General features: G+C 60.5%; 23 protein-coding genes. 11 read left to right on the top strand and 12 right to left on the bottom strand.

All coding sequences use genetic code 11. From position 1 onward, the window contains the following. Positions 1 to 11 precede the first annotated feature (11 nt). From AAE029_RS10750 to AAE029_RS10710, 9 genes are all read right to left on the bottom strand, one after another. Complete coding sequence (locus AAE029_RS10750; protein WP_371072814.1) at positions 12 to 1,154, bottom strand: helix-turn-helix domain-containing protein; 1,143 nt, start codon at positions 1,152 to 1,154, stop codon at positions 12 to 14. 111 nt (positions 1,155 to 1,265) lie between these two features. Further along, entirely contained in the window at positions 1,266 to 3,011 is a 1,746-nt protein-coding gene (ggt, locus tag AAE029_RS10745) for a gamma-glutamyltransferase (protein ID WP_371072813.1), read from the bottom strand. 175 nt (positions 3,012 to 3,186) lie between these two features. Next, the gene (locus AAE029_RS10740) at positions 3,187 to 4,251 is read right to left on the bottom strand and encodes an alpha/beta fold hydrolase (protein ID WP_371072812.1); all 1,065 of its coding nucleotides are present in this window, start codon (positions 4,249 to 4,251) and stop codon (positions 3,187 to 3,189) included. 67 nt (positions 4,252 to 4,318) lie between these two features. After that, the gene (locus AAE029_RS10735) at positions 4,319 to 4,933 is read right to left on the bottom strand and encodes a hypothetical protein (RefSeq protein ID WP_371072811.1); all 615 of its coding nucleotides are present in this window, start codon (positions 4,931 to 4,933) and stop codon (positions 4,319 to 4,321) included. A 111-nt stretch (positions 4,934 to 5,044) separates the two neighbouring features. Further along, a complete protein-coding gene (gene ykgO / locus AAE029_RS10730; protein WP_007826467.1) occupies positions 5,045 to 5,170 on the bottom strand; it encodes a type B 50S ribosomal protein L36 in 126 nt (41 codons plus the stop codon). Between the two features lie 200 nt (positions 5,171 to 5,370). Beyond that, complete coding sequence (locus AAE029_RS10725; protein WP_371072810.1) at positions 5,371 to 6,447, bottom strand: 5-(carboxyamino)imidazole ribonucleotide synthase; 1,077 nt, start codon at positions 6,445 to 6,447, stop codon at positions 5,371 to 5,373. Further along, on the bottom strand, positions 6,444 to 6,941 hold the full coding sequence (gene purE / locus AAE029_RS10720) for a 5-(carboxyamino)imidazole ribonucleotide mutase (RefSeq protein ID WP_371072809.1): 498 nt from the start codon (positions 6,939 to 6,941) through the stop codon (positions 6,444 to 6,446). Before purE ends, AAE029_RS10725 begins: the two co-directional genes overlap by 4 nt. A gap of 23 nt (positions 6,942 to 6,964) precedes the next feature. Continuing rightward, a complete protein-coding gene (locus AAE029_RS10715) occupies positions 6,965 to 7,168 on the bottom strand; it encodes a YdcH family protein (protein WP_371072808.1) in 204 nt (67 codons plus the stop codon). A gap of 155 nt (positions 7,169 to 7,323) precedes the next feature. Further along, positions 7,324 to 7,470 carry a hypothetical protein gene (locus AAE029_RS10710; RefSeq protein WP_371072864.1) on the bottom strand — a complete coding sequence of 49 codons (147 nt, stop codon included), beginning with the start codon at positions 7,468 to 7,470 and terminating at the stop codon, positions 7,324 to 7,326. Here AAE029_RS10710 and AAE029_RS10705 point away from each other — a divergent pair. Beyond that, the gene (locus tag AAE029_RS10705; RefSeq protein ID WP_371072861.1) at positions 7,404 to 7,571 is read left to right on the top strand and encodes a YdcH family protein; all 168 of its coding nucleotides are present in this window, start codon (positions 7,404 to 7,406) and stop codon (positions 7,569 to 7,571) included. The two genes, AAE029_RS10710 and AAE029_RS10705, sit on opposite strands and share 67 nt — an antisense overlap. Positions 7,572 to 7,745: 174 nt before the next feature. Here AAE029_RS10705 and AAE029_RS10700 read toward each other — a convergent pair whose 3' ends face one another. Both AAE029_RS10700 and AAE029_RS10695 read right to left on the bottom strand, forming a co-directional pair. Next, positions 7,746 to 8,006: an ArsR/SmtB family transcription factor gene (locus AAE029_RS10700; protein WP_371072807.1), complete on the bottom strand. Its 261-nt coding sequence runs from the start codon at positions 8,004 to 8,006 to the stop codon at positions 7,746 to 7,748. A 202-nt stretch (positions 8,007 to 8,208) separates the two neighbouring features. Continuing rightward, positions 8,209 to 8,976: a sulfite exporter TauE/SafE family protein gene (locus AAE029_RS10695; RefSeq protein ID WP_371072806.1), complete on the bottom strand. Its 768-nt coding sequence runs from the start codon at positions 8,974 to 8,976 to the stop codon at positions 8,209 to 8,211. 209 nt (positions 8,977 to 9,185) lie between these two features. Here AAE029_RS10695 and AAE029_RS10690 point away from each other — a divergent pair, with 209 nt between their 5' ends. The 4 genes from AAE029_RS10690 (at position 9,186) to AAE029_RS10675 (ending at position 12,249) form a co-directional block, all read left to right on the top strand. After that, the gene (locus tag AAE029_RS10690) at positions 9,186 to 9,839 is read left to right on the top strand and encodes a thiamine phosphate synthase (RefSeq protein WP_371072805.1); all 654 of its coding nucleotides are present in this window, start codon (positions 9,186 to 9,188) and stop codon (positions 9,837 to 9,839) included. Between the two features lie 10 nt (positions 9,840 to 9,849). After that, the gene (locus tag AAE029_RS10685) at positions 9,850 to 10,989 is read left to right on the top strand and encodes a tetratricopeptide repeat protein (RefSeq protein ID WP_371072804.1); all 1,140 of its coding nucleotides are present in this window, start codon (positions 9,850 to 9,852) and stop codon (positions 10,987 to 10,989) included. Positions 10,990 to 11,260: 271 nt separating this feature from the next. After that, on the top strand, positions 11,261 to 11,761 hold the full coding sequence (locus tag AAE029_RS10680) for a YidB family protein (protein WP_371072803.1): 501 nt from the start codon (positions 11,261 to 11,263) through the stop codon (positions 11,759 to 11,761). Positions 11,762 to 11,895: 134 nt separating this feature from the next. Beyond that, positions 11,896 to 12,249 carry a DUF1428 domain-containing protein gene (locus AAE029_RS10675; protein WP_371072802.1) on the top strand — a complete coding sequence of 118 codons (354 nt, stop codon included), beginning with the start codon at positions 11,896 to 11,898 and terminating at the stop codon, positions 12,247 to 12,249. A 61-nt stretch (positions 12,250 to 12,310) separates the two neighbouring features. Here AAE029_RS10675 and AAE029_RS10670 read toward each other — a convergent pair whose 3' ends face one another. Further along, on the bottom strand, positions 12,311 to 14,026 hold the full coding sequence (locus tag AAE029_RS10670; protein WP_371072801.1) for a chemotaxis protein: 1,716 nt from the start codon (positions 14,024 to 14,026) through the stop codon (positions 12,311 to 12,313). Between the two features lie 363 nt (positions 14,027 to 14,389). On the opposite strand from AAE029_RS10670, the gene AAE029_RS10665 reads away from it, so the two are divergent. From AAE029_RS10665 to AAE029_RS10640, 6 genes are all read left to right on the top strand, one after another. After that, a complete protein-coding gene (locus AAE029_RS10665; protein ID WP_371072800.1) occupies positions 14,390 to 14,719 on the top strand; it encodes an STAS domain-containing protein in 330 nt (109 codons plus the stop codon). Next, positions 14,716 to 15,084: a response regulator gene (locus AAE029_RS10660; protein WP_371072799.1), complete on the top strand. Its 369-nt coding sequence runs from the start codon at positions 14,716 to 14,718 to the stop codon at positions 15,082 to 15,084. The genes AAE029_RS10665 and AAE029_RS10660 overlap by 4 nt, the downstream gene beginning before the upstream one ends. Next, positions 15,081 to 17,144, top strand: coding sequence for a chemotaxis protein CheA (locus AAE029_RS10655; protein ID WP_371072798.1), 2,064 nt, complete (start codon positions 15,081 to 15,083; stop codon positions 17,142 to 17,144). Before AAE029_RS10660 ends, AAE029_RS10655 begins: the two co-directional genes overlap by 4 nt. Continuing rightward, complete coding sequence (locus AAE029_RS10650) at positions 17,141 to 17,650, top strand: chemotaxis protein CheW (RefSeq protein WP_371072797.1); 510 nt, start codon at positions 17,141 to 17,143, stop codon at positions 17,648 to 17,650. Before AAE029_RS10655 ends, AAE029_RS10650 begins: the two co-directional genes overlap by 4 nt. A 26-nt stretch (positions 17,651 to 17,676) precedes the next feature. After that, positions 17,677 to 19,401, top strand: a complete 1,725-nt coding sequence (locus tag AAE029_RS10645) for a methyl-accepting chemotaxis protein (protein WP_371072796.1) — start codon at positions 17,677 to 17,679, stop codon at positions 19,399 to 19,401. Positions 19,402 to 19,613: 212 nt separating this feature from the next. Further along, positions 19,614 to 21,536, top strand: a complete 1,923-nt coding sequence (locus AAE029_RS10640) for a methyl-accepting chemotaxis protein (RefSeq protein ID WP_371072795.1) — start codon at positions 19,614 to 19,616, stop codon at positions 21,534 to 21,536. The last annotated feature ends 197 nt before the right edge of the window (positions 21,537 to 21,733 follow it).

Genomic DNA, 21,733 nt, shown 5'->3' with positions numbered 1-21,733 from the left:
ATGCCTGACGCCTATCCATAGGACGGATCAGGCGTCGATGAAACAGCGATATTGTCTCGGTGACAGGATGGGGCGTCCTGGAGGGAAACAACGCTCTCTGGACGGGCATTGCGCCGCCTGAAGTCGGTCGGGCTGTTGCCCGTCACACGCAGGAATTCGCGGTTGAAATTCGATTTGCTGATGAAGCCGGAATCGAACATCACACGCGTGACGGGATCATCGGTCGCCAGCAACTGATCGCATGCCGCGCGGATGCGAAAATCGTTGACATAGTTCGAAACGCTCATGCCATGGGTGCGATTGACGGCGGTGGAGACCCGCCGGGCGGCTAACTTCATCCGCCGCGCAATACGGCCGAGATTGAGGTCAGGATCGCGATAGATCTGGCTCGACAGCATCAGCTCATCGAGCAAGGCGGCGACGGCGCCATCTTCCTCGGTTGCCGGGGACGGGGAGGGCGGCGTTGGCTCGGGTGGCCGGCTTTCCTGTGATTGGCTCTCCTGCGGCTGGTTTTCCCGCGATCGGCTGGCGCTTGCCACGGAAGCCGCGCCGCCGAGGATCAGCAGGGCAATGACATTTCCTAGCGTGATGATGCCACTGGCATGGGTGCCGCCCGTCCAGGCGAAATCGAGGCTGATGATGATGTCCGATATGGCGGAGGCTGTGACCGCCAATCCGGTGATCTGAAGTGCGCGATAGGAAAGGAGCGCACCATCGAGACGCGACGAGACCAGCGCATCCGGCCCGTTCCGGGCCAGCCACAGGAGCGCGCCGCCATAGGCAAGGGCGATGAGAATGAGGGTGAGGCTAAGCGAATCCCGCCAGATTGCCAAAAGCACCAGCACCAGCACGGCCGGTAGCAGATGCGGCCAGGATCCGGCCAGCGATGCGGGTGGCTCTTCCGCCGCCAAGCCCTTGAAGCTCACCCAGGCAAGTGCGGGGATCAACGCTGCCAATGTCGCCTGGGCCGGCATCATTTCCAGGACGTCATAGCCCCAGCGAACGCCGATCAACACCGATTGCAGCGCATAGACGGCAATCAGGAAAAGAAAGGGGCGTTTCTCGACGAGGCTGTCCTCCCGCTGCCGAAACATGCGGATCAGCAGGATGAAGAGCAGCAAGGCGACGACGAAGGGCAAAGGTATGAAGATCATGAATGGGCCCGGCAAGCGACGATATCAGGCGTCAGAATGGACCCAATCGCGATCACGGTCGACCTGATTCATGATTGAGGTCGTGAGAATGGCGCTTTGCCACCGATGCGGTCAATAACCGCGCGCCGCTCCCTCCGTTGCGCGGCTGTCCATGGCGCCGTTGTAGCGCGCACCGCCGCCCTTCTCGATCGCGCCCAGGCTTTTGCCGCCAACAAGGATGCCGGCAGCCTGGCCCCAGGGCGGGCCGTCATTACCGCCGTCGAAGTTGTAGCCCATGGCGGCGAGCGCCTTTTCGGTGTCGGGCGAGAGCGCATAGGGCTCGAGATAGACCTTGTCCGGCTGCCATTGATGGTGAACGCGCGGAGCATTGATGGCTTGGCTGATGTCCATGCCGAAGTCGATGACGTTAATGATCGCCTCGAGCGTAATGGTGATGATGCGCGAGCCGCCGGGACTGCCGATGACCATGAACGGCTTGCCGTCCTTCGATATGATCGTCGGGCTCATGGAGGAGAGGGGCGTCTTCTTGGGGGCGATGGCGTTGGCTTCGCCCTGGACCAGGCCGAAGAGGTTCGGAACGCCGGGCTTGGAGGTGAAGTCGTCCATCTCGTTGTTAAGCAGAATGCCGGTGCCGGGTGCAACGACGCCGGCGCCGAAGTAGCTGTTCAGCGTGTAGGTGACGGCGACGGCGTTGCCGGTATCATCGATGATCGAATAATGCGTCGTCTCAGTGCTCTCCTTGCCGCCGAGCGGCTTCAGGTTGGCTGAAACGCCGGCTCGATAGGGGTCGATCTTCTCGCGAATGTCCTGGGCATAGCCCTTGTCGAGCAGCTTCGAGACCGGGTTTTCGATGAAATCCGGATCGCCGAGGGCCGCGTTGCGGTCGACATAGGCGTGGCGCATGGCCTCGACCATGACCTGCACGGTCGCGGCGGAGCCGTAACCGAGATAGGAAAGCGGATACCCCTCCAGCACGTTCAGGATTTCGCAGATGATGACGCCGCCGGATGACGGTGGCGGCGAGGAGACGATGTCATAGCCGCGATAATTGCACTCGATCGGCTTCAGCTCGCGTACGGCATATTGCTCGAAGTCCTCCTTGGCGAGGATGCCGCCCCTGGACTGGCTCGCCTTGACGATAGCCTCGGCGGGCGCCCCTTTGTAAAAAGCGTCCGGCCCTTTCTCGGAAATGCCGGTCAGAACCGTTGCGAGTTCCGGCTGCATCAGCTTTTCGCCGGAGGCATAGGGTTTGCCATCTTCCTTCAGAAAAGTCTTTTTGGCGGTCTCGTCCTTCGCAAGGCGACTGGCGGCCGAGGCGAACATTGCGGCGTCGCCTTGCCCGAGCGTGAAGCCTTCCTTGGCGAAGCGGATGGCCGGGGCAATCAGTTCCTCGCGGGATTTGGTGCCATATTTCTCGCGCGCGGTCTCGAAGCCCATGACGGATCCCGGAACGCCGACGGCAAGATAGCCATCGAGGCTGGCACGAGGAACGATGTCGCCCTTGGCGTCCAGGTACATGGTCTTGGTGGCCGCAAGCGGCGCGCGCTCGCGGAAATCAAGGAAGGTCGTCCTGCCGTCCGCGAACCGGATCGTCATGAAGCCGCCGCCGCCGAGATTGCCGGCCGCCGGATAGACGACCGCCAGCGCATAGCCGACGGCGACTGCGGCATCGACGGCGTTGCCGCCGCTCTTCAGCACGTCGACGCCGACATCGCTCGCCAGATGTTGCGCGGTGACGACCATGCCATGCTGGGCCTCGACCGGCGCCGGCGAAGCGGCAAAGGCAGGCGCCAGCGCCGCGAGCGCAAGCGTGAAGGCAGCGATGAAGGAAACGGCTTGGCTACGCAGACGGTCCATGATTTTCCCCTCCCGGAATGGCAAGGAGAAAAGATATTATGCAACTCCTGCGTCAGGCAATGTGAATTTGCAGGTTCAGCCGAGGAGATCGAAGCGAAGGCCGTGAGTGAGGATCACAATACTGCAATGGCAGATGCCATCATCGCCGGGAAGGAACTCGTCGCAATCAGCAATCTCAGGCATTTCCGGCGGCTTGGCGTTCCGGTTCGATCGCCGGAGGAGGTGATCGGTTGAGCCCCGGCATATTCTCGACCTTGATCCGCTCCTCGACTTGGCCGGCGATTGCCTGCAGGTCACGCGGCGCTCCCGCGATCTTTTCCATGGCGGCAATAGCGAGATCGGTCGCGAGATAATCAGGCTTGTGGCCGACGCCCTTTACTGTGACGAGCTCGGAGCCGGAAATATCGCGGGCAAGGCCGCGCGAATGCACATGTTCCCAGACGATATCGTCGCAGTCGCCGGTGATGATGATGGTCGGCGCCGTGATCTGCCCGTAATTGGGCGAGTGTGCTTTCAGATAAGCGAATAGTTTCGTGACATCGATGGCATTGTTGCGGAAGGTCCTCGGTCTCAGAACCAGTGAAGGGCCTGTCGTGGCGATATAGTCGACAGGGCGCGGGTTCGGGTGAAAGACTCCAAGCGTGACGCTTTCCAGCCGCCGCAGCCCCAGCGGGACGACGACTGCGTGGCTGAAGAGCCAACCAAGGACCGGAGCGGTGGCGACGTGATAATACCAGTCGATCCCTCCCGGCCAGGGATGCGTGGCGGGTGCGAGGAAGAGGAGGCCGGCGGTCTTTTCCGGATGACGCACGCCGAAGGCGGCGGCGATCGCGCCGCCGAAGGAGTGGCCGACGATGATCGCCCTCTCAATTCCCCGTTTTTCCATGAGTTTGGCGATGGCATCCGCCTGGCCGGAGGGATAGGCGTTTTCCGGTCCGCCGCGCTCGGAATAGCCGTGCCCCGGCCGGTCGATGAAGAGCATCTCCGCTCTGCCTTCCAGCGCGTTGCGGAAGGCGCCGAACTGGTCGAGGAGGTTGCCGCTGGCGCCATGAATGAAGACGAGCGGTGGCAGGTCAGCGCTCTGCGGGCGGGGGACATGGACCGCATTCAGGCGGTAGCCGCCGATGTCAGTCAATTCGCCGATATTGGGAAAGGTGCGCTCGAAGCTTCGCGCTTTGTAGGAGGAATAGCCGATGGCAGCAATGACAGGGATGAGAAAAGTGGACACTTCGGCGATCATGCTCGTGACCGTCTGAACGATTACAACCTATCCTGTTAGATTAGCTCTCTCGAATTTTCCGTCAAGATCACGTCCGGCTGCCGGCGAGCTTCTCAGAGAGCGTATTCACTTGCTCCTGCGCCGTGCGTTCGGCCGGATAGATCTCCAGGAATCGCTCCCAGGCCTTCAAGGTCAGCTGGTCGTTGCCTGATTCGCCGAGGATTGCCGCCATGCCTGCGAGAGCGCCGAAATGGCGCGGTTCCAGCCGCAGCACCTGGTTGATGTCGGCCATGGATTTGCGGTAGTTGCCCATGGCGTAATTCAGCGTGGCGCGGCGATTCCAGCTTTCCGCATAATCCGGCTTGAGCGCGATTGCCTGGTCGAGGAAATCGAGTGCCGCGGCATTCCGCTTCTCCTCGACCGCTTTTTCAGCCCATTGCATCAAGAGGTTGATCGTGGCGCTGCCGGAGTCGTTCCATTCCATGCGGATCTGAGTGGCGATGCCCTGCGCCTTGTCGGGATCGCGTTCGCGCTTCAGTTCCGAAAACAGGGTGTCAAGCCGCTGTTTCGGCGAGGCGTCGCCGGTATTCTGCTCGACAATGACGTCCTTTTCCGCAGCGGTAGCGGGAAGAGAAAAGGAGAGAAGGGCGAGGGCAAGCGGCAGCGCCGCATAGGTCAAAGCAAAAAAGCGCATGGCGGGCATAGTAGCCCGCCAGCGCCGAAGATCAAAGAAAATTTGATGTGATCTGCAAGCAACCCGCAGTTCGTGGCGACCGTGCGCGACGGTCGGCATCACGAAACTGCAAATGCGCAATCAGCCCTGACGAGCCTTGTAGCGCGGGTTCTGCTTGTTGATGATGTAGATGCGGCCCTTACGGCGAACCAGGCGGTTATCGCGATGGCGAGCCTTGAGCGACTTGAGCGAATTCTTGATCTTCATTTTTCTGATCCGCGTTGTTTGAGGGGGAATTCACATTCGCCCATATCTTTAACAATCAAAAGCGCGCCTCGGGGCGCGCTCTTCAGGTTGGGAGCAGATAACCTGTCGCCCTTTCCATGTCAACCACGTGAAGGGCTTTTTCATGGGGCAAATCCTGGCCACAGTCAAATCGACAGGGATGCTCATGAAACGCCAGGCGATCAGAGTGAAGCCGGAGATTTAGCCGTCAGGGTCGTCACATGCCCCATCTTGCGTCCCGGACGTGATTCCGTCTTTCCGTAGAGATGGACGAGCGTGTTTTCTCGCGCCAGCCAGTCGGGCAGCGCGAATATGTCATCGCCGATCAGGTTCTGCATGACGCAGTCGGAATGCCGGTCGGCACTGCCAAGCACAAGACCGGCGACGGCGCGGATATGCTGTTCGAACTGCGAGACGACGCAGGCGGCTTCTGTCCAATGACCGGAATTATGAACGCGCGGCGCCATCTCGTTGGCAATCAGCCCGCCGTTCGGCAGGACGAAGAATTCGATGCCAATAACGCCGACATAGTCGAGAGCCGAAAGGATCTTTCCGGCGGCCTCGCGCGCGGCATCCACTGTTGCAGCGGATATCCGCGCCGGAACGGTGGAGGTGTGGAGAATGCCGTTGCGGTGGACGTTCTCGGCGGGATCGTAACAGACGATGGCGCCGTCGGTGGCGCGGGCGGCGATGATGGAGATCTCGCGTTCGAAGGCGACGAAGCTCTCCAGAATGAGCGGTACGCCACCGAGCGCGGCATAGCTGCCTTCCGGACTATCGGCGGCGGAGCGAAAAACCTTCTGACCCTTGCCGTCATAGCCAAGCCTGCGCGTCTTAAGCACGGCTCGGCAGCCGAATTCCTCGAGCGCGGCGGTGAGGTCGGCGTCGCTGTCGACGGAACGGAAGTCCGCAGTCGGAATGCCGCATTCGTTGATGAAGCGTTTTTCCACAAGCCGGTCCTGCGCGACCTCGAGCGCCTTGGGCGGCGGATAGACGGGAATCGTCTTCGCGAGCGCCTCGGCGGCTGCGACCGGCACATTCTCGAACTCGTAGGTGACGACGTCGCAACGCTTCGCCAGCTCGCCAAGCGCTGCCGCATCGTCATAGTCCGCGATGATCTGGGCGTTGGCAAGCTGGGCTGCAGGACAGTCCGGCTGCGGTTCGAGAATCACGGTGCGGAAGTTCAGTCTCGCGGCGGCCATGGCCAGCATGCGGCCGAGCTGGCCGCCGCCGATGATGCCGATCGTCCTCACCGTCATGGAGCCTCGTCCATCGGATATTCGGCAACCGCGGCACTCTGGCGTGCCCGCCATTCATCCAGGCGGTCGGCAAGATCCTCGTCGCTCAGCGCCAGGACGGCAGCGGCAAGCAGCGCCGCGTTGACAGCGCCCGCCTTGCCGATGGCGAGCGTACCAACCGGAATGCCCGCCGGCATCTGAACGATGGAGAGAAGACTGTCCTGACCCGAAAGCGCCTTGGACTGGACCGGCACGCCGAAGACCGGCAAAGGCGTCATCGATGCGGCCATGCCCGGAAGGTGTGCGGCGCCGCCGGCGCCGGCTATGATCACCTTGAAGCCCTCGTCGCGGGCGCCCTTCGCAAAATTCACCAGCCGCTCCGGCGTACGGTGCGCGGAGATGATGCGGGCGTCATATTCAATGTCCAATGCTTCCAACGTGTCGGCGGCATTCTTCATGGTCTCCCAGTCCGACTGGCTTCCCATGATGATGGCAACAAGTGGTCTGTCTGTCATCGTCACGAAGGCTCCTTGAAAGCTCAAGCAATGATATCCGGAATGATCTGGTCTTCCAGCTTGGTGAGCTTATCCTTGATGACGAGCTTTTTCTTTTTCATGCGCTGGATGCGAAGCGCGTCGCAACCGGTCTGAATCATGGCATTGATCGCGACGTCATAATCTTCATGTTCCTGCCGCAGGCGCGCCACCATCAGCCTGATTTCCGCCTGTTCCTGATCGGCCATTTCATGTCCTCGTTATCGCCTTCGGATCTTGTCCGGTCTGCCGATGAATTCCGCAAGCTCCTATCACCAAATAGCGATAACGGGAAGTTAGTCTTGATCATGAATTTGCCTCCGACAAACCATGTTTTGGCCTTCGACAAGCCTTCAAAATTGTGTCACACTTTAAAGGTTGACACCTTGAGCCCCAGCGATGGATGGCTGGGGATGGGTAAGAGGAAGGAAGGGTCAAATGACAATTCAAGCTCATCTTGAATCGCTTCAGAAAAAGCACGTTGCTCTTGAGGAGGAGCTTCATACTGCAATGACATCTCCCTCTATCGATGACAGAGAAATAGCAGAAATCAAACGTAGGAAATTGCGTATCAAGGACGAAATCCAACGTCTCAAATCATCCGTCCACTAATTTCATTCTTCTTCGGATCGCTGGGCGATCTTGCGACAGAAGAGGGTCGAGACATAATCCTTAAAATTTCGAGCAAGATTCGGTGATCCACCGCAACCGCGCCAGCTTCATCGGTTGAGATTGAAGTTGGCGCAACCTGGGTGTGCTCCCGCAATTATCGGGAGCCCGCCCTATTCAGGCCCAGAACTGATCCAGCCAGAGATTCAGGCCATCGAAGCCGCGATTGTTGACGGCATAGATGCGCTTCGTGCCTTCCGCAGTCACGGAGACAAGATTGCTGTCGAGTAGTGCTTTGAGATGCTGGGACACTGCCGGCCGACTGATCGGAAGCCCAAGCGCGAGTTCGTTCACGGTTTTCGGCGAGCGCCGCAGCTCCTCCAGCAAAAATCGCCGGTGAGGGTCGGCAATGGCGGCGAAGGGGTCCATGTTCGACATGGAAGAAAAGCTACGTCAAAGCTTCAATTGCAGCAAGTCTAAAATGCTGCGACGTAATGAAACAGCCATTTATCAAGCATACTGCATGTTTCCTTAAGTCAGAGCCGACTTAAGGATAGAAACATGCAGCAATTTAAAGTGCTACAGCGACCTTTGTGCGTCTGAAAAGACGCACGGCGCTGTAGTGCGAAGACTGTTAGAATTATTGAAACTCCAGCCCCTCGCGGACAATAAGACCGGCGGCGATCAGCGCCATTCCATACATGAAGGGATAGAAGGTCTCAGGCTTCATCCGGCGGATGACCCAGGCGCCCGCGACGGTTGCCAGCGGCGCAAAGGGCAGGAGGCTCGCCGAAGTCAGGAGGTTTGCCGTATCCAGCTGACCGAGCGCGAAATAGGGAACTAGCTTGATCGCGTTCAGGATGGCGAAGAAGCGAACGCTGGTCCCGGTATATTCGCGTGGATGCAGTTTGAGCGGCAGCGCATAGATCTGGAAGGGCGCGCCGCCGGCATGGGCGACGAAGCTGCCGTAGCCGGAAAGGGTTCCCCAGAGGCCTGCCGCGGCGGGCCGTTGTCCCTTCGGCGGCAGGAGGCGGCGCCGGCCAGGGCCGAAATTATTATAGAAATAGCGCAGCACGAACAGGATCGTGACGGTGCCGATCACCAGCCGCATGACATTGCCCGGCACGACGGCGGACGTCGCCCAGCCGAGCGCGATGCCGAAGACGGCGCCGGGCAGCATGATCTTCAGTGTCGATGCGTCCCCGTGCTGCCGCCAGATCCAGAGCGAGATCAGATCCATCGCGATCAGGATGGGCAGAAGGATCGCCGCTGCCTGCACCGGCGATACCACCAGCGCGAGGATCGGAACGCCCATCAGCGAAAGCGCATCGCCCATGCCTCCCTTGGTCAGGCCGACAAGAACGACGGCGGGAATGGCGGCGGCATAGAACGAAAGATCCTGCGGCATAGGTTTTGACGATCCTCCCCTTGTCAGTCCCCTCTAACGGAATTACTCACACAAAACGAGTGCGTTTTCCCTTGCTCCACGGGAAGATGCCTAAAGCCGGTCGCACGAAGAGAGAATCGTGTGACAGGCTTTAGATTGTTGTTTTCGTGCATGTCGTGCCGCAAGACCGCTCAGCACTTTACCGACATGCATCAAATTGGAAGGCCCGCATGACCGAACCAGAAAACCGCTGCCGCCTCGTCCTTGTTGCGCCCGACATCGCGGACGCCGACGAAAGAGGCAGGATCGTTGCCGATGCGCTGAGAGGCGGAGACGTTGCCTCCGTCATCGTGCCGCAATACGCGCTGGACGATGTGACCTTCCAGTCGCATGCTGAACGCCTTGTGCCGATGATCCAGAAGGCCGGTGCGGCGGCCCTGATCGCCGGCGATAGCCGGGTGGCCGGCCGTGCGAAGGCGGACGGGCTGCATCTGGAGGGCAATCCTCAGGAGCTCGAGGAGGCGATCGACAAATATGCGCCCAAGCTGATCGTTGGCGCCGGGGGCGCCAGCGACCGTCACCACGCGCTCGAGATCGGCGAGGTGCGTCCGGATTATATCTTCTTCGGCAAGCTCGATGGGGACATCAAGCCGGAGGCTCATCCGAAGAACCTGGCGCTTGGCGAATGGTGGGCCTCGATGATCGAGATACCCTGCATCGTCATGGGCGGCACGGATCCGGCTTCGGCCCTTGCTGTTGCCGAGACCGGCGCGGAGTTCGTGGCGCTGAGGATGGCGGTCTTTTCCACGCCTGCCGCAGCGCCCTCGATCGTTGCCGAAGTCAACGCCATGCTTGACGAAAAAGCGCCACGGTTTGAGGATTGATATCGCCACCATGTGGTTCAAACCCTATCATCGCAACTCGCTCGGATTGGCCGGCATTGCCGTGCTCCTTGCCGTCTGCCCGCTTCCTGTCCTCGCGCAGGAACCGCCGCCGCCGGAAACCGCTGCGCAGCAACCGCCATCGGAAAACGTGCTGACGCGTCCGCCCGAGGCCGGTACGGGGCAGTTCAAGACGGATCGCCCCCAGGACTCGACGGAGAAGCCGCAGGACGGAGAAGAACCGTCGACGGGCGTTGGCGTTCTCGACCGCATGGGCGCGAGCCTGCCCGACCTGCCGCCGGAGAAAGACTATAAGGGGCCGGTCGACGAGGCCTATGGCGCGTTTCAGCAGGGCTACTATCTGACGGCGATGGACAAGGCGCTTCCGCGCGCCCAGCTTGGCGATCCCGCCGCCCAGACCCTGATCGCCGAAATCATGTCGCAGGGCCTCGGCGTCAAGCGCGATACGAAGAACGCTGCTTTCTGGTACGGCAAGGCAGCCGAAGGCGGCGATCCGACCGCCATGTTTAAATATGCCCTAATCCTGATGGAGGGTCGCGACGTCAAGCAGGACAAGGCCAAGGCCGACGAATACATGCGCAAGGCGGCCGATGCCGGTCAGGCTTCGGCGCAGTTCAACTGGGCACAGATCCTGATCGCTGACAATCCGGGCAGGAAAGGGTTGGAGCTCGCCTTGCCCTATTACGAAAAATCGGCCGAGCAGGGCATTGCGGATGCGCAATATGCCGTCGCCCAGCTCTATGTCACCCTCCCGGATCTGCCGCAGGAAAAGAAGAATTTGGCGCGTGCCTGGCTCATCCGGGCTGCGCATGCCGGTTTCGATACGGCCGAGCTCGATATCGGTGTCTGGCTGATCAACGGCATCGGTGGCAAGCCGGACTACAAGACGGGATTCGAATGGCTGCGCATCGCCGCCAATCGCGGCAATGTGGTGGCGCAGAACAAGCTCGCGCATCTTTACATCAACGCGATCGGCACCGGCCCCGATCCGGTCGAAGCCGCCAAGTGGTACGTGCTGTCACGCCGCGCCGGGCTCGCCGATCCGGCGCTCGAGGATTTCTATCTCGGCATCAATGAAGACCAGCAGAAGGCGGCCATCGAAGCCGCCAACAGATTCCGCCGGAAGCAGTGACGACTTTCGGCGTCTGTGCAACTTGGATGAAGCCGGACGTTTTCTCATGCAACTCTCTTTGCGCGGCTTCATCATCGGTGTAAAACTACTGCGCTCATCGGAAATTCAGTACTGACGTGCGGCTGTGCCAATCGGATCCGATGGAAATGAGAGCACAGGCCCTTCACTTCGCCTGTGCCAATGGAATTGACAGATACGTGTCCAGCCTGGCCGGCCGCAGCCTTAACTATCGAATGATCTTGCATACCCAATCTCGATCAGGAGAATTAAGATGCAACGTGGACAGATGATGGCCCTGCTAGGGGTCTTGGCGGTCGCCGGCTACCAAAATCGTGACAAGATCGCTGACGCTCTCAAGCAACTGACGCAAGGCGGCCAGGGCGCGCCTGGCGATGGGACTGCGGCTGCTCCGGGCGGTCAGGCCGATGGACTCGGCGGATTGTTTGGAAGGCTGACGCAGGGCGGTGGGTTCGGCGATCTGCTCAAGGGCGGCTCGGCGGGAGGTATCCTTGGCGGTGGCCTCGGCGATCTCCTGGATCAGTTCCAGCAGAACGGTCAGGGTGAGGCTGTGGATTCCTGGGTATCGACGGGCCCAAACAAGGAGATTGACGGCGGGCAGTTGTCGCAGGCTCTTGGTCCGGACGTGCTTCAGGAACTTGCTGCCAAGACAGGTCTCAGCCAGGATGAGATCCTCAACCGGCTGACGCGTGATCTGCCGAAGGCAGTCGACGATCTGACACCGAACGGATTCCTTCCTGGCCGGTCGGCATAGGCGCGTCGTAGCAATCGAAGATAATTTGGATTTCAGTGTCGCATCAGGTCCTGGTCGAAAAACCAGAACCTGATGTCGGGATTGCGTGTGCCCGTTCGTCCTTTGAAACGCAATCAGGAACGAAGGAGACGGAAATGCCCTATATCGATGGATTCATCGTCGCAGTCCCGAAGGCGAACATCGAAGCTTACAAGGAGTTCTCGCTGTACGCGGGTTCGATCTGGAAGGAACATGGCGCCCTCGAATATGTCGAGTGCGTCGGTGACGATGTGCCCTATGGCGAATTGACCTCGTTTCCCCGTGCGGTGCAGGCGAAGGAGGACGAAGTCGTCGTATTTTCCTGGATCGTTTACGGCTCGCGGCAGCAGCGCGACGAGGTCAATTCGAAGGTGATGTCGGACCCGCGGCTGAAGGAAGACAAATGGCAGATGCCGTTCGACGGCAAGCGAATGATCTATGGCGGCTTCGAAGAGCTGCTGCATCTTTGAGCCGCCATTGAAGCGATACTGACGACAAAGAGTTGGGCTGGTCACCAGCCCTCCTGCCTACTCAGAAAAGTGCGTCGGCGAAAAGATCCTCATCATCGTCGGATTTGGTGGGCTCCGCCGCGACGACGCTTTCCTCGCCGGCCGCCAGGATGCCGCGATGGACATTGCGCTCCTGCACCATCGTGTAAAGCTTGAAGATCTTCTGGTCGAGCGGTCCGAGATGGTCGGCAAGATCCGAGATATCGGCAAAGTCGGGACCGGCGAGGTCGTTCAGTTCATCGGCGCAGCGCGCCAGAACGTCGCCGAGGTCATGCTGGAAATCCAGCTTGCTGATGGAGAGACCGATCTTGCTTGCGACCTCCCGGCCGTGTTCGGAGAGCACGGCCAGTTCCTCTTCGGTCGTGTTGGCGGCCGAGCGGATATTGTCGATGGCGAAGCTCAGCCGCTCGTCGAGGCCTTTGGCATTGGCTTCCTGAACGGGAGCGATGCGCCCAGCGGCCTTTTCCAGTTCCGCAAGGCCGGTGACGAGGGCATCGGCGGATTCATCGAGCTTGGCGGCGAAAATCCTGAGCTCGGCCGTGACGACGTTGATCGAGCGGCCTTCCTCGCCCATGCGGCTGCAGCGCAGATTGGTGTTCAGCGCCATGTAATTGATGTCGGTCTTGACGGCGCGGATGTTTTCGACGGCCTGCAGCAGACGGCCTGCGGTTGCGAGCGTCGACTGGCTGACCCGATCGGCCTGCTGGCGGGCTTCCTCCACCTGCTTGACGATCGTGTGGGCGGCCGAGACGCTTTCCTCCAATGCCCGGATAGAATTGCCGCCGCTGTCGTCATGTCCGCGGCCCATGGAATCGCGCAGCCGAAGGATCTCCTGCGTGTCATAGCTGAAGCTGGCGATGGTCTTCACGACGTTCTGGGACTCGCGTTCGAAATCCCCGCACATGTCATTCATTTGTGCCGCGGTCAGATGATGGATGACATTGCGTATCCGGTCGCGAGTTCGGGCGTCGAGCGCGCGATTGCCGTCTGCTGCCAGAAATTCGTCGAGATAGGCCAATGCGCTTTGGACATGTTCGATGCGCTGGCGGGTGATGTCGCCGATCTGCAATGCCGAGAGCGTCATCGCCACCTTGTTCTGCACATCCTTCGCAATTGTACCGGCCTCCTGCGCGATGGCGGCAAGCGCCCTTCGATGTTCGGCGATCTTGCGTGCGTCCCCCTGCAGCGCTTCGGCGACGGCAGGTACGGTCTCGGCATAGGATCTGGAAAGGTTGGCGCCGAAGGTGAGCGCGATCTTGACGTCCTTTTGGAGGATATCGAGCTGATCGGCAAAATTGTTGACTTCCTTCGTACCTGAATGGATGCGCTCCAGTATTTCCTCTGCGAAGCCCGCGAACTCAGCCATTCCGGCCCCCGTGATCTTGGCCGTCACAGCGAAAGTCCTGAGATAGCGCATGGTCTCCTGCATGTCGCTGACATGGATGCGCAGCTTGGAGGCGGCGCCGGCCAACAGGCTCAAATCCTCCTGGCGCCTGTCTTCAAGAGCTGGCAATTCGCTGAGGCTCAGCACCGTCGCGCGCAGTTCAGCGCCTGCATCGGCGCCGTCATTGTTGTCGAGCGCCCCGGTCAACTGATCCAGGGACGTCAGAAGGCGGTTCAGAACCTCCATGACGGAGAGCAGGACGGCGCCGCCATCGAGAAAGCGTTTTTCCACCTGGGTGCGGGCCGCCTCCAGGGTGTTGCTTATATTCGCCCCATAGGCGTGCGCTACTGCCATCCTGTTTTTCACTTTTGTTCCTTTACTTAGAGTGAAGGCATTTTGACTCTACCTTTAATCGCAGGGTGGAAAATTCCGGTAAACCGAACCAGACTCGTCTGCGTTGTGGACACTGGATTGGAGAGAAGGGTTAACAAATGTCACATTGTGGCAAGACTCGACGGAATCTGGCCTTTCAAGTAATTGAAAACGAATAATATTTCGGCAAAAGCCACAATTTCGCTACAATTTTTATCGGGTAAAAAATAGTCGCGCCAGACTCGTTCCAATTGCAAGCAGTTACAACCGCTCTTTACGCCCCGTTAAGGATGGCATGAGAATCCTTGAACCTGTGTAAGTAAAGGTTTTTTCAGGGGGCTGAAATTGGAAGCCGGGGCAAAATATTGCGAATCCATATCTCTTCCCAATGCATTGAGCATTAGGAATGTTTCCGATCTTCATAAGTTATTCATAGAAAAACTTCGCGACAACGACAACGTTATATTTGAGATACCGGGCGAGGCGGACGCGGACCTTAGTTTTGTCCAATTGATCGAAGCCACCCGCAAACAAGCGAAAGCATCGGGAAAATCTGTCGCTCTCTCCGCTCCCGCAAGCGGTTCTGTTCTTCGGGTTTTGGAAAGAGGCGGCTTTGTCGAAGCCTTTTCGGCGGAAGACGCCCGGTTCTGGCTCCATCAAGAGGTGACACAATGAGTGGAAAGATTTTGACCGTCGACGACTCCGCCAGCATCCGGCTGACGACCAAGGTGACGCTGACGAATGCCGGTTATGAGATCGTCGAGGCAACCAATGGTGCCGAAGGTCTGGAAAAGGCGAAGCAGGGGCATTTCGATCTGATTGTCACCGATCTGAACATGCCAATCATGGACGGCCTCACGATGATCGAGGAACTGCGCAAGCTGCCCACGCATATGGGCGTGCCGATCATCTTCCTGACAACCGAATCCGACGCCGATCTAAAGGCGCGCGCCAAGGCGGCCGGCGCGACCGGCTGGCTCACCAAGCCGTTCGATCCCGAAAATCTCGTCAAGATCGTCAAGAAGGTTCTTGGAAGATGAGCTCCCCCGATCCGATAGCCGTCTTCCGTACCGAAGCAGCCGAATGCCTGGAGCAGATTGAGGCCGGCCTGCTCGACCTGACGCACCAGCTTGACGACAAAAGCCTGATCGACGCCGTCTTCCGCGGCCTTCACACGTTGAAGGGCTCGGGAGCGATGTTCGGCTTCGACGCGCTTGCCGCCTTCACGCATCATTGCGAAACCGCCTTCGACCGCGTGCGCAAGGGCGAGGTGCCCGCCACCAGCGAACTGGTGGCCGCCGTGCTCGACGCCCAGGATCACATGCGCGCGCTCGTCGAGGATCCAACCGGTGATCACAAGGCGACCAGCGACCGCCTTCTTGCCCAATTGCAGAAAGCGGTCAGCGGCAGAAGTGAGCCCGTGCGGGCTCCCGAGCCGGCTGCCGTGCCTGTTGTGGCCGCTGCTTCCACGCCGGGGAAGGCGAAGACCTGGCTGATCCGCTTCAGCCTGCCCGAAAACGCGATGATCAACGGCACCAATCCTTTGGGGCTGCTGGACGAGCTACGCGATCTCGGCGAATGCGCGATTACCGCCGACACCACCACTCTGCCGCCACTCGAAGAGCTGGTGCCGACCGAGCTGCATCTTTCCTGGAACGTGAAGCTGACGACCGAGCAGCCGCGGTCCGCCATAGATGACGTGTTCATCTTCGTCATGGACGACATGCAGCTCGAAGTGCGCGAGATTTCCGCCGAAGCCACGGCCGAGAAGGTGTCGGCGACGCCTGTCGCCGCGTCGGCCCCAGTTGCACCGATCGCAACCCAGGCCGTTGCGCCGGTTGCGACGGAGGCGGCTCCCGTCGAAGCTGTGCCGGCCAGGCGCGAAGGCTCGACACCGGCGGCCGTAGATCCACGACAGGCAAAGGCCGCGGAAAACGTCCGCGTGCCGGCTGAACGCTTGGATGAGCTGATGGACCGTGTCGGCGAGCTGGTTATCGCACAATCGCGCCTCAGCCAGCTTGCGAGCGCCAGCACCGACATCGCACTCCGGTCGGTTTCGGAGGAAATAGAACGTCTTTCGGGCGAGTTGCGCGACACGATGATGGTGCTGCGCATGGTTCCCGTCGCAACGCTCTTCTCCCGTTTCCGCCGCCTTGTCCACGATCTTGCACGCGAGACCGGTAAGGTCATCGAGCTGATAACCGAGGGTGAAACGACGGAAGTCGACAAGACGGTCATCGAGCGCCTTGCCGATCCGCTGGTTCATCTGGTGCGCAACTCGATCGATCATGGTCTCGAAAATCCGGAGGAACGCCTTGCCGCCGGCAAGAGCGAGGCCGGTACAGTGACGCTCTCCGCCCGACAGGCGGGCGGCGAAGTCATCATCTCGATCATCGATGACGGTCGCGGCATCAACCGCGACCGTGTTCGCGCCAAGGCGGAATCGTCGGGCCTTATCCAACCCGGCCAGCCGTTGTCGGACCCAGAACTGCTGCAGCTCATCTTCGCGCCGGGCTTTTCGACGGCGGCGCAGATCACCAGTCTTTCGGGACGCGGCGTCGGCATGGATGTCGTCAAGAAGACAGTCGAGGCGCTTCGCGGTTCGATCGATATCGTCAGCGTTCCCGGCCAGGGATCGGAAGTTTCGCTGCGCATTCCGCTGACGCTCGCCATCATCGACGGCCTGCTCGTGCGGGTCGGTTCGGGACGCTACGTCATTCCGCTATCGGCGGTCGAGGAGTGCCTGGAACTGTCGCTCGAGGAGGATCTCCGCTCGCGCGGCCGTAGCTTCATCTCGCTGCGCGACAGCCTGGTTCCGTTCCTGCGCCTGCGTGAACTCTTCCGCACCGGCACCAAGCCCGATGTCCACCAGAAGGTGGTCGTCATTTCGACGGGAACCGAACGTGTCGGGCTCGTCGTCGATCAGATCATCGGGGACCACCAGACCGTCATCAAGTCGATGTCGAAACTGCATCACGACGTGGCGACCTTCTCGGGCGCCACCATTCTCGGCGACGGCAGCGTCGCCCTCATTCTTGACGTCGCGCATCTCGTTGCCGCGGGTCAGCAACAGGAGGCGCAATTGCGGGCAGCAGGATGAGCGCAGCAATGGCAGAAAGAATTGACCATCATTGGGGTTATGCCGAGGAAGTCGAGGTACTGACCTTTGACATGAACGGCGAAACCTTTGCGTTGGAAGCGGTCATCGTCCAGGAAATCCTGGATCTGCTTCCGGAAACGGCAGTGCCGGGCAGCCAGCCCTTTGTCGCCAGCGTCATCAATTTCCGCGGCAAGGTCATTCCGCTTGCCGACCTGCGTCTCGCCTTCGGAATGGAGGCGACGGAAGCGACGATCGACAGCCGCATCATCGTCATCGAAGTCGACCTCAACGGAGAGGCGACGCTCGTCGGTCTGAGGACCGACAAGGTCAATGAGGTAACCACGCTTGCAAAGGCCGCGAGCGAAGCGCCTCCGAGCGTCGGCATGCGGTGGCGCGCGGACTATATCAACTGCCTGGTAAAGAGGGGTGGCGAATTCATCATCCTCCCAAATCTGCAGGCAATCTTTTCGTCCCGGCACGATGCGACGGGAGCCGTCGGCTCGTAGGATGAAATCAAAAAGGGGTTAGAACGATGCGACTGACAATCAAGACGAAATTGGTGAGCGCCTTTGCGTTCATCATCCTGATGCTGGTAGGCACGGCGGCCTATGGCATCATGAGCCTCGGCTCTCTGAACGACACGCTGGGCAATCTTCTCGCCGGTCCGGCAGCACGCCTCGATCTTTCGCAACAGATCAACATCGCCCAGCTCGAAGCGATCCGCCAGCAGAAAAACCTCATGACGGCGCGCGACGCCGATGAAGCAGCCAAAGCGATCAACCTGGGCAACCAGGCTCGCGGCGATTTCAACGAAGCCTTCACCGAGGTGCAGAAGCTTGCAACCGAAGAAGGCAAGGCACGCTGGGCACGTGTGGCAGAGCTTTCCAAGGCCTTCAATACCGCCGACGATCAGATCCGTGAATTCATCAAGGCCGGCAACATGGATGCGGCCAACAACATCTCGGTCACGACCGCACGTCAGGCAGCCAACGATATCGATGCAACGCTCGACGAAATTCTCTCGCTCGAAAAGCAGCGCATGAAGGATGCTGACAACAGTGCGGAACAGCAGTATTCGAGCACCCGCACGACGATGATCGCGATTGCGGGCGTTGCGCTTGCGATCGCTGCTATCACCGCCTTCTGGATCGCCAATACGATCAGCAAGGGCCTGCATCGCGCCAATACGGCAGTCCGCGAAGTCGCCGAAGGCGATCTGACGAAGATGGCGGAAATTACCACGCATGACGAGATCGCCGAACTGCTCGGCAACGTCAACGTCATGATCGAGCGCCTGCGCGGCGTCGTCGCCGACGCACTTTCTGCCGCCGACAACGTTTCCTCGGGCAGCCAGGAACTGTCGGCGAGTTCCGAACAGGTCTCGCAGGGCGCGACCGAGCAGGCCGCGTCGGCCGAGGAGGCTTCCGCTTCGATGGAGCAGATGGCCGCCAACATCAAGCAGAACGCAGACAATGCCGCTCAGACCGAGAAGATCGCCCGTCAGTCGGCCAAGGATGCTGAGGCAAGCGGTGACGCGGTGACCCGCGCGGTCGATGCGATGCGGACCATTGCCGAGAAGATCGGCATCGTCCAGGAGATCGCTCGCCAGACCGACCTTCTCGCCCTCAACGCCGCTGTCGAAGCGGCCCGTGCCGGCGAGCATGGCAAGGGCTTTGCGGTGGTCGCCTCGGAAGTGCGCAAGCTCGCCGAACGCAGCCAGTCGGCAGCGGCCGAAATCAGCGCCATGTCGAGCGATACGGTCAAGGCCGCGCAGGACGCCGGCGAAATGCTCGGCCGCCTGGTTCCGGATATCCGCAAGACCGCGGAACTGGTCTCCGAAATCAGTGCCGCCTGCCGCGAGCAGGACATCGGTGCCGCCCAGATCAACGAGGCGATCCAGCAGCTCGACAAGGTGACGCAGCAGAATGCCGGCGCCTCGGAAGAAATGTCGGCAACCTCGGAAGAGCTTGCCGCCCAGGCCGAGGAATTGCAGGCTTCAATCGCCTTCTTCAAGGTCGACACGGCCGGCAACATGAAGGCTGGCGTCCAGAGGACTCAGAAAGCGGTAGCCAAGACTCCCGCCAAGGTCGCCAAGGCTCCGGTCGCCTCGCGCAGCAAGCCCGCATCGGCTGGCTCCCATGGCGCCGGTCACGCTCAGACGGTCGCAGCCCAGCAGGCCAGGGCAAAGGGCTTTGCCCTCGACATGTCGATGGGCGGTCCGGACGCCGGCGACGAGGATTTCCGCGAAAGCGCCTGAACAAGAATGCTCCGGGCCGCGGAAAGCGGCCCGGAGCCGAATATCCCCAGCGTGTGTATGCGTTGGAGTCGTGATCGATCGATGTCCGACTGCCGGGAAGTGAATGCGATCGCTCTCCCCCTTTTCAGACTCATCAATTTTCATAGTGGACGCCCCGGCGACGGGACGCGTCATCAATCAAATTTCGTCCGCCCACAGGGGAGAGGATAGCTATGCGTTTTACAATCAAGCTCAAACTGGGTCTCGCCTTCGGCGTCATGACCCTCCTGCTTATCGGCATTGCCTTTTACGGCAGCATGAGCCTCGGCACCTTGAACGATGCCAGCGGCGATATGATCAACGGCCCGGTGCGCCGCCTGGAACTGGCGCTGACCACCAATGTCGCCGAAGTCGATACCATTCGCGCCCAGAAGAATGCGCTGCTTGCCGCCTCGCAGGAGGACGCCGCCCGCTTCTATCAGGAAGCCGATGATAACCTGCAGAAGATGTTCGACGCCGTCGGCGACGGCTACGCGATCGCCTCGCCGGAAGGCAAGCCCTACTGGGAGAAGCTGCGGGCGATCGGTGAGAAATTCCGCGAGAAATCGGCCGAGCTGCAGCAGCTCGATGCGAAGGGCGACAAGGCCGGCGCAATGGCGCTTTCCATGGGCGAACTGCGTAGCATGACGGGCGATATGGGCGATGCGATCGCCGCGTTGATCGAGATCCAGCGCAAGGGCATGAAGGCGACTGACCAATCGAACACCGACCTCTACAACGCCACCAAGCTGATCCTCGGCGTCGCTTCCGGTGTTGCCGTCCTTATCGCGCTTGGTGCTGCGCTCTGGATCACGCTCGGCATCAATAGCGGCCTCAGGAAAATCGCCACCGTCGCCACGGCCGTTTCGATCGGCGATCTCGACCAGAAGGTCGACGTGCGCAGCAATGACGAGATCAAGGACCTGATCGACACAGTCAACGTCATGACCGCCAATCTTCGCAGCACGGCGGCTCTTGCCGACAAAATCGCGATCGGTGACCTTTCGGTCGACGCCAAGCCGCTGTCGGAGAAGGATGTGCTCGGCATAGCCATGCAGAGCATGGTCGCAAATCTCCGCGCGACCGCTCATATCGCCGATCAGATCTCCAACGGTGACCTGACCGTCTCGCCGAAGCCGCTTTCCGACAAGGACGTGCTCGGCATCGCACTGGAGCAGATGGTCGAGCGCCTGCGCGGCGTCGTCGCCGATGCGATCTCCGCCGCCGAGAATGTCTCCTCCGGTAGCCAGGAACTTTCCGCAAGCTCCGAGCAGGTCTCCCAAGGTGCGACCGAACAGGCGGCCTCGGCCGAACAAGCCTCCTCTTCGATGGAGGAGATGGCCGCCAACATCAAGCAGAATGCCGATAACGCCGCCCAAACCGAGAAGATCGCCCGTCAGTCCGCCAAGGATGCGGAAGCGAGCGGCGACGCGGTCACTCGCGCGGTACAGGCGATGCGCACGATCGCCGAGAAGATCGGCATCGTCCAGGAGATCGCCCGCCAGACCGACCTTCTCGCCCTGAATGCGGCCGTCGAAGCCGCCCGTGCCGGCGAGCATGGCAAGGGCTTCGCCGTCGTTGCCTCGGAAGTGCGCAAGCTCGCCGAGCGCAGCCAATCGGCCGCCGCCGAGATCAGTGCGATGTCAAGCGATACAGTCATGGCCGCGCAGGATGCCGGCGAAATGCTCGCCCGTCTGGTTCCCGATATCCGCAAGACGGCGGAACTCGTCGCAGAGATCAGCGCCGCCTGCCGCGAGCAGGATATCGGTGCTGCCCAGATCAACGAGGCGATCCAGCAGCTTGACAAGGTGACGCAGCAGAACGCCGGGGCTTCCGAGCAGATGTCGGCGACTTCTGAAGAGCTTACGACCCAGGCTGAGGAGCTGCAGACCTCGATCGCCTTCTTCAAGGTCGACATGGCCGGCAATCGGCAGAGCCGCACGCCGAGCGCCAAGGTGACAGTCCGCCGCCAGGCTCCGGCCGCCACGCGCAAACCGGGTTCCAAGGGCCCGGCGAATACGGTTGCGGCCCAGCAAGCGCGGGCCAAGGGCTTTGCCCTCGACCTTTCGATGGGTGGTCCGGACACGGCGGACGACGACTTTCGGGAAAGCGCATAAGGCGGTTCCCTTCGCTGAGCTCGTGGGCGGCCGCAACAGCGGCCCGCGAGCAAGATAATCCCAACGCATTGGGTTGAACATGCAGGTCCTTCAGGCACTGTCCGCCATCCACTCGGGCGCCTGTGGGGCTTTGCGAGGTTCAACTCAGGATCGTGCTAGTTATTAGCCTGCTACTATTTGATCTTACAGGAGAGATC

The organism is Sinorhizobium sp. CB7, from assembly GCF_041357635.1.
GTDB lineage: Bacteria > Pseudomonadota > Alphaproteobacteria > Rhizobiales > Rhizobiaceae > Rhizobium.
This window is presented reverse-complemented; position numbering and strand designations above follow the sequence as displayed.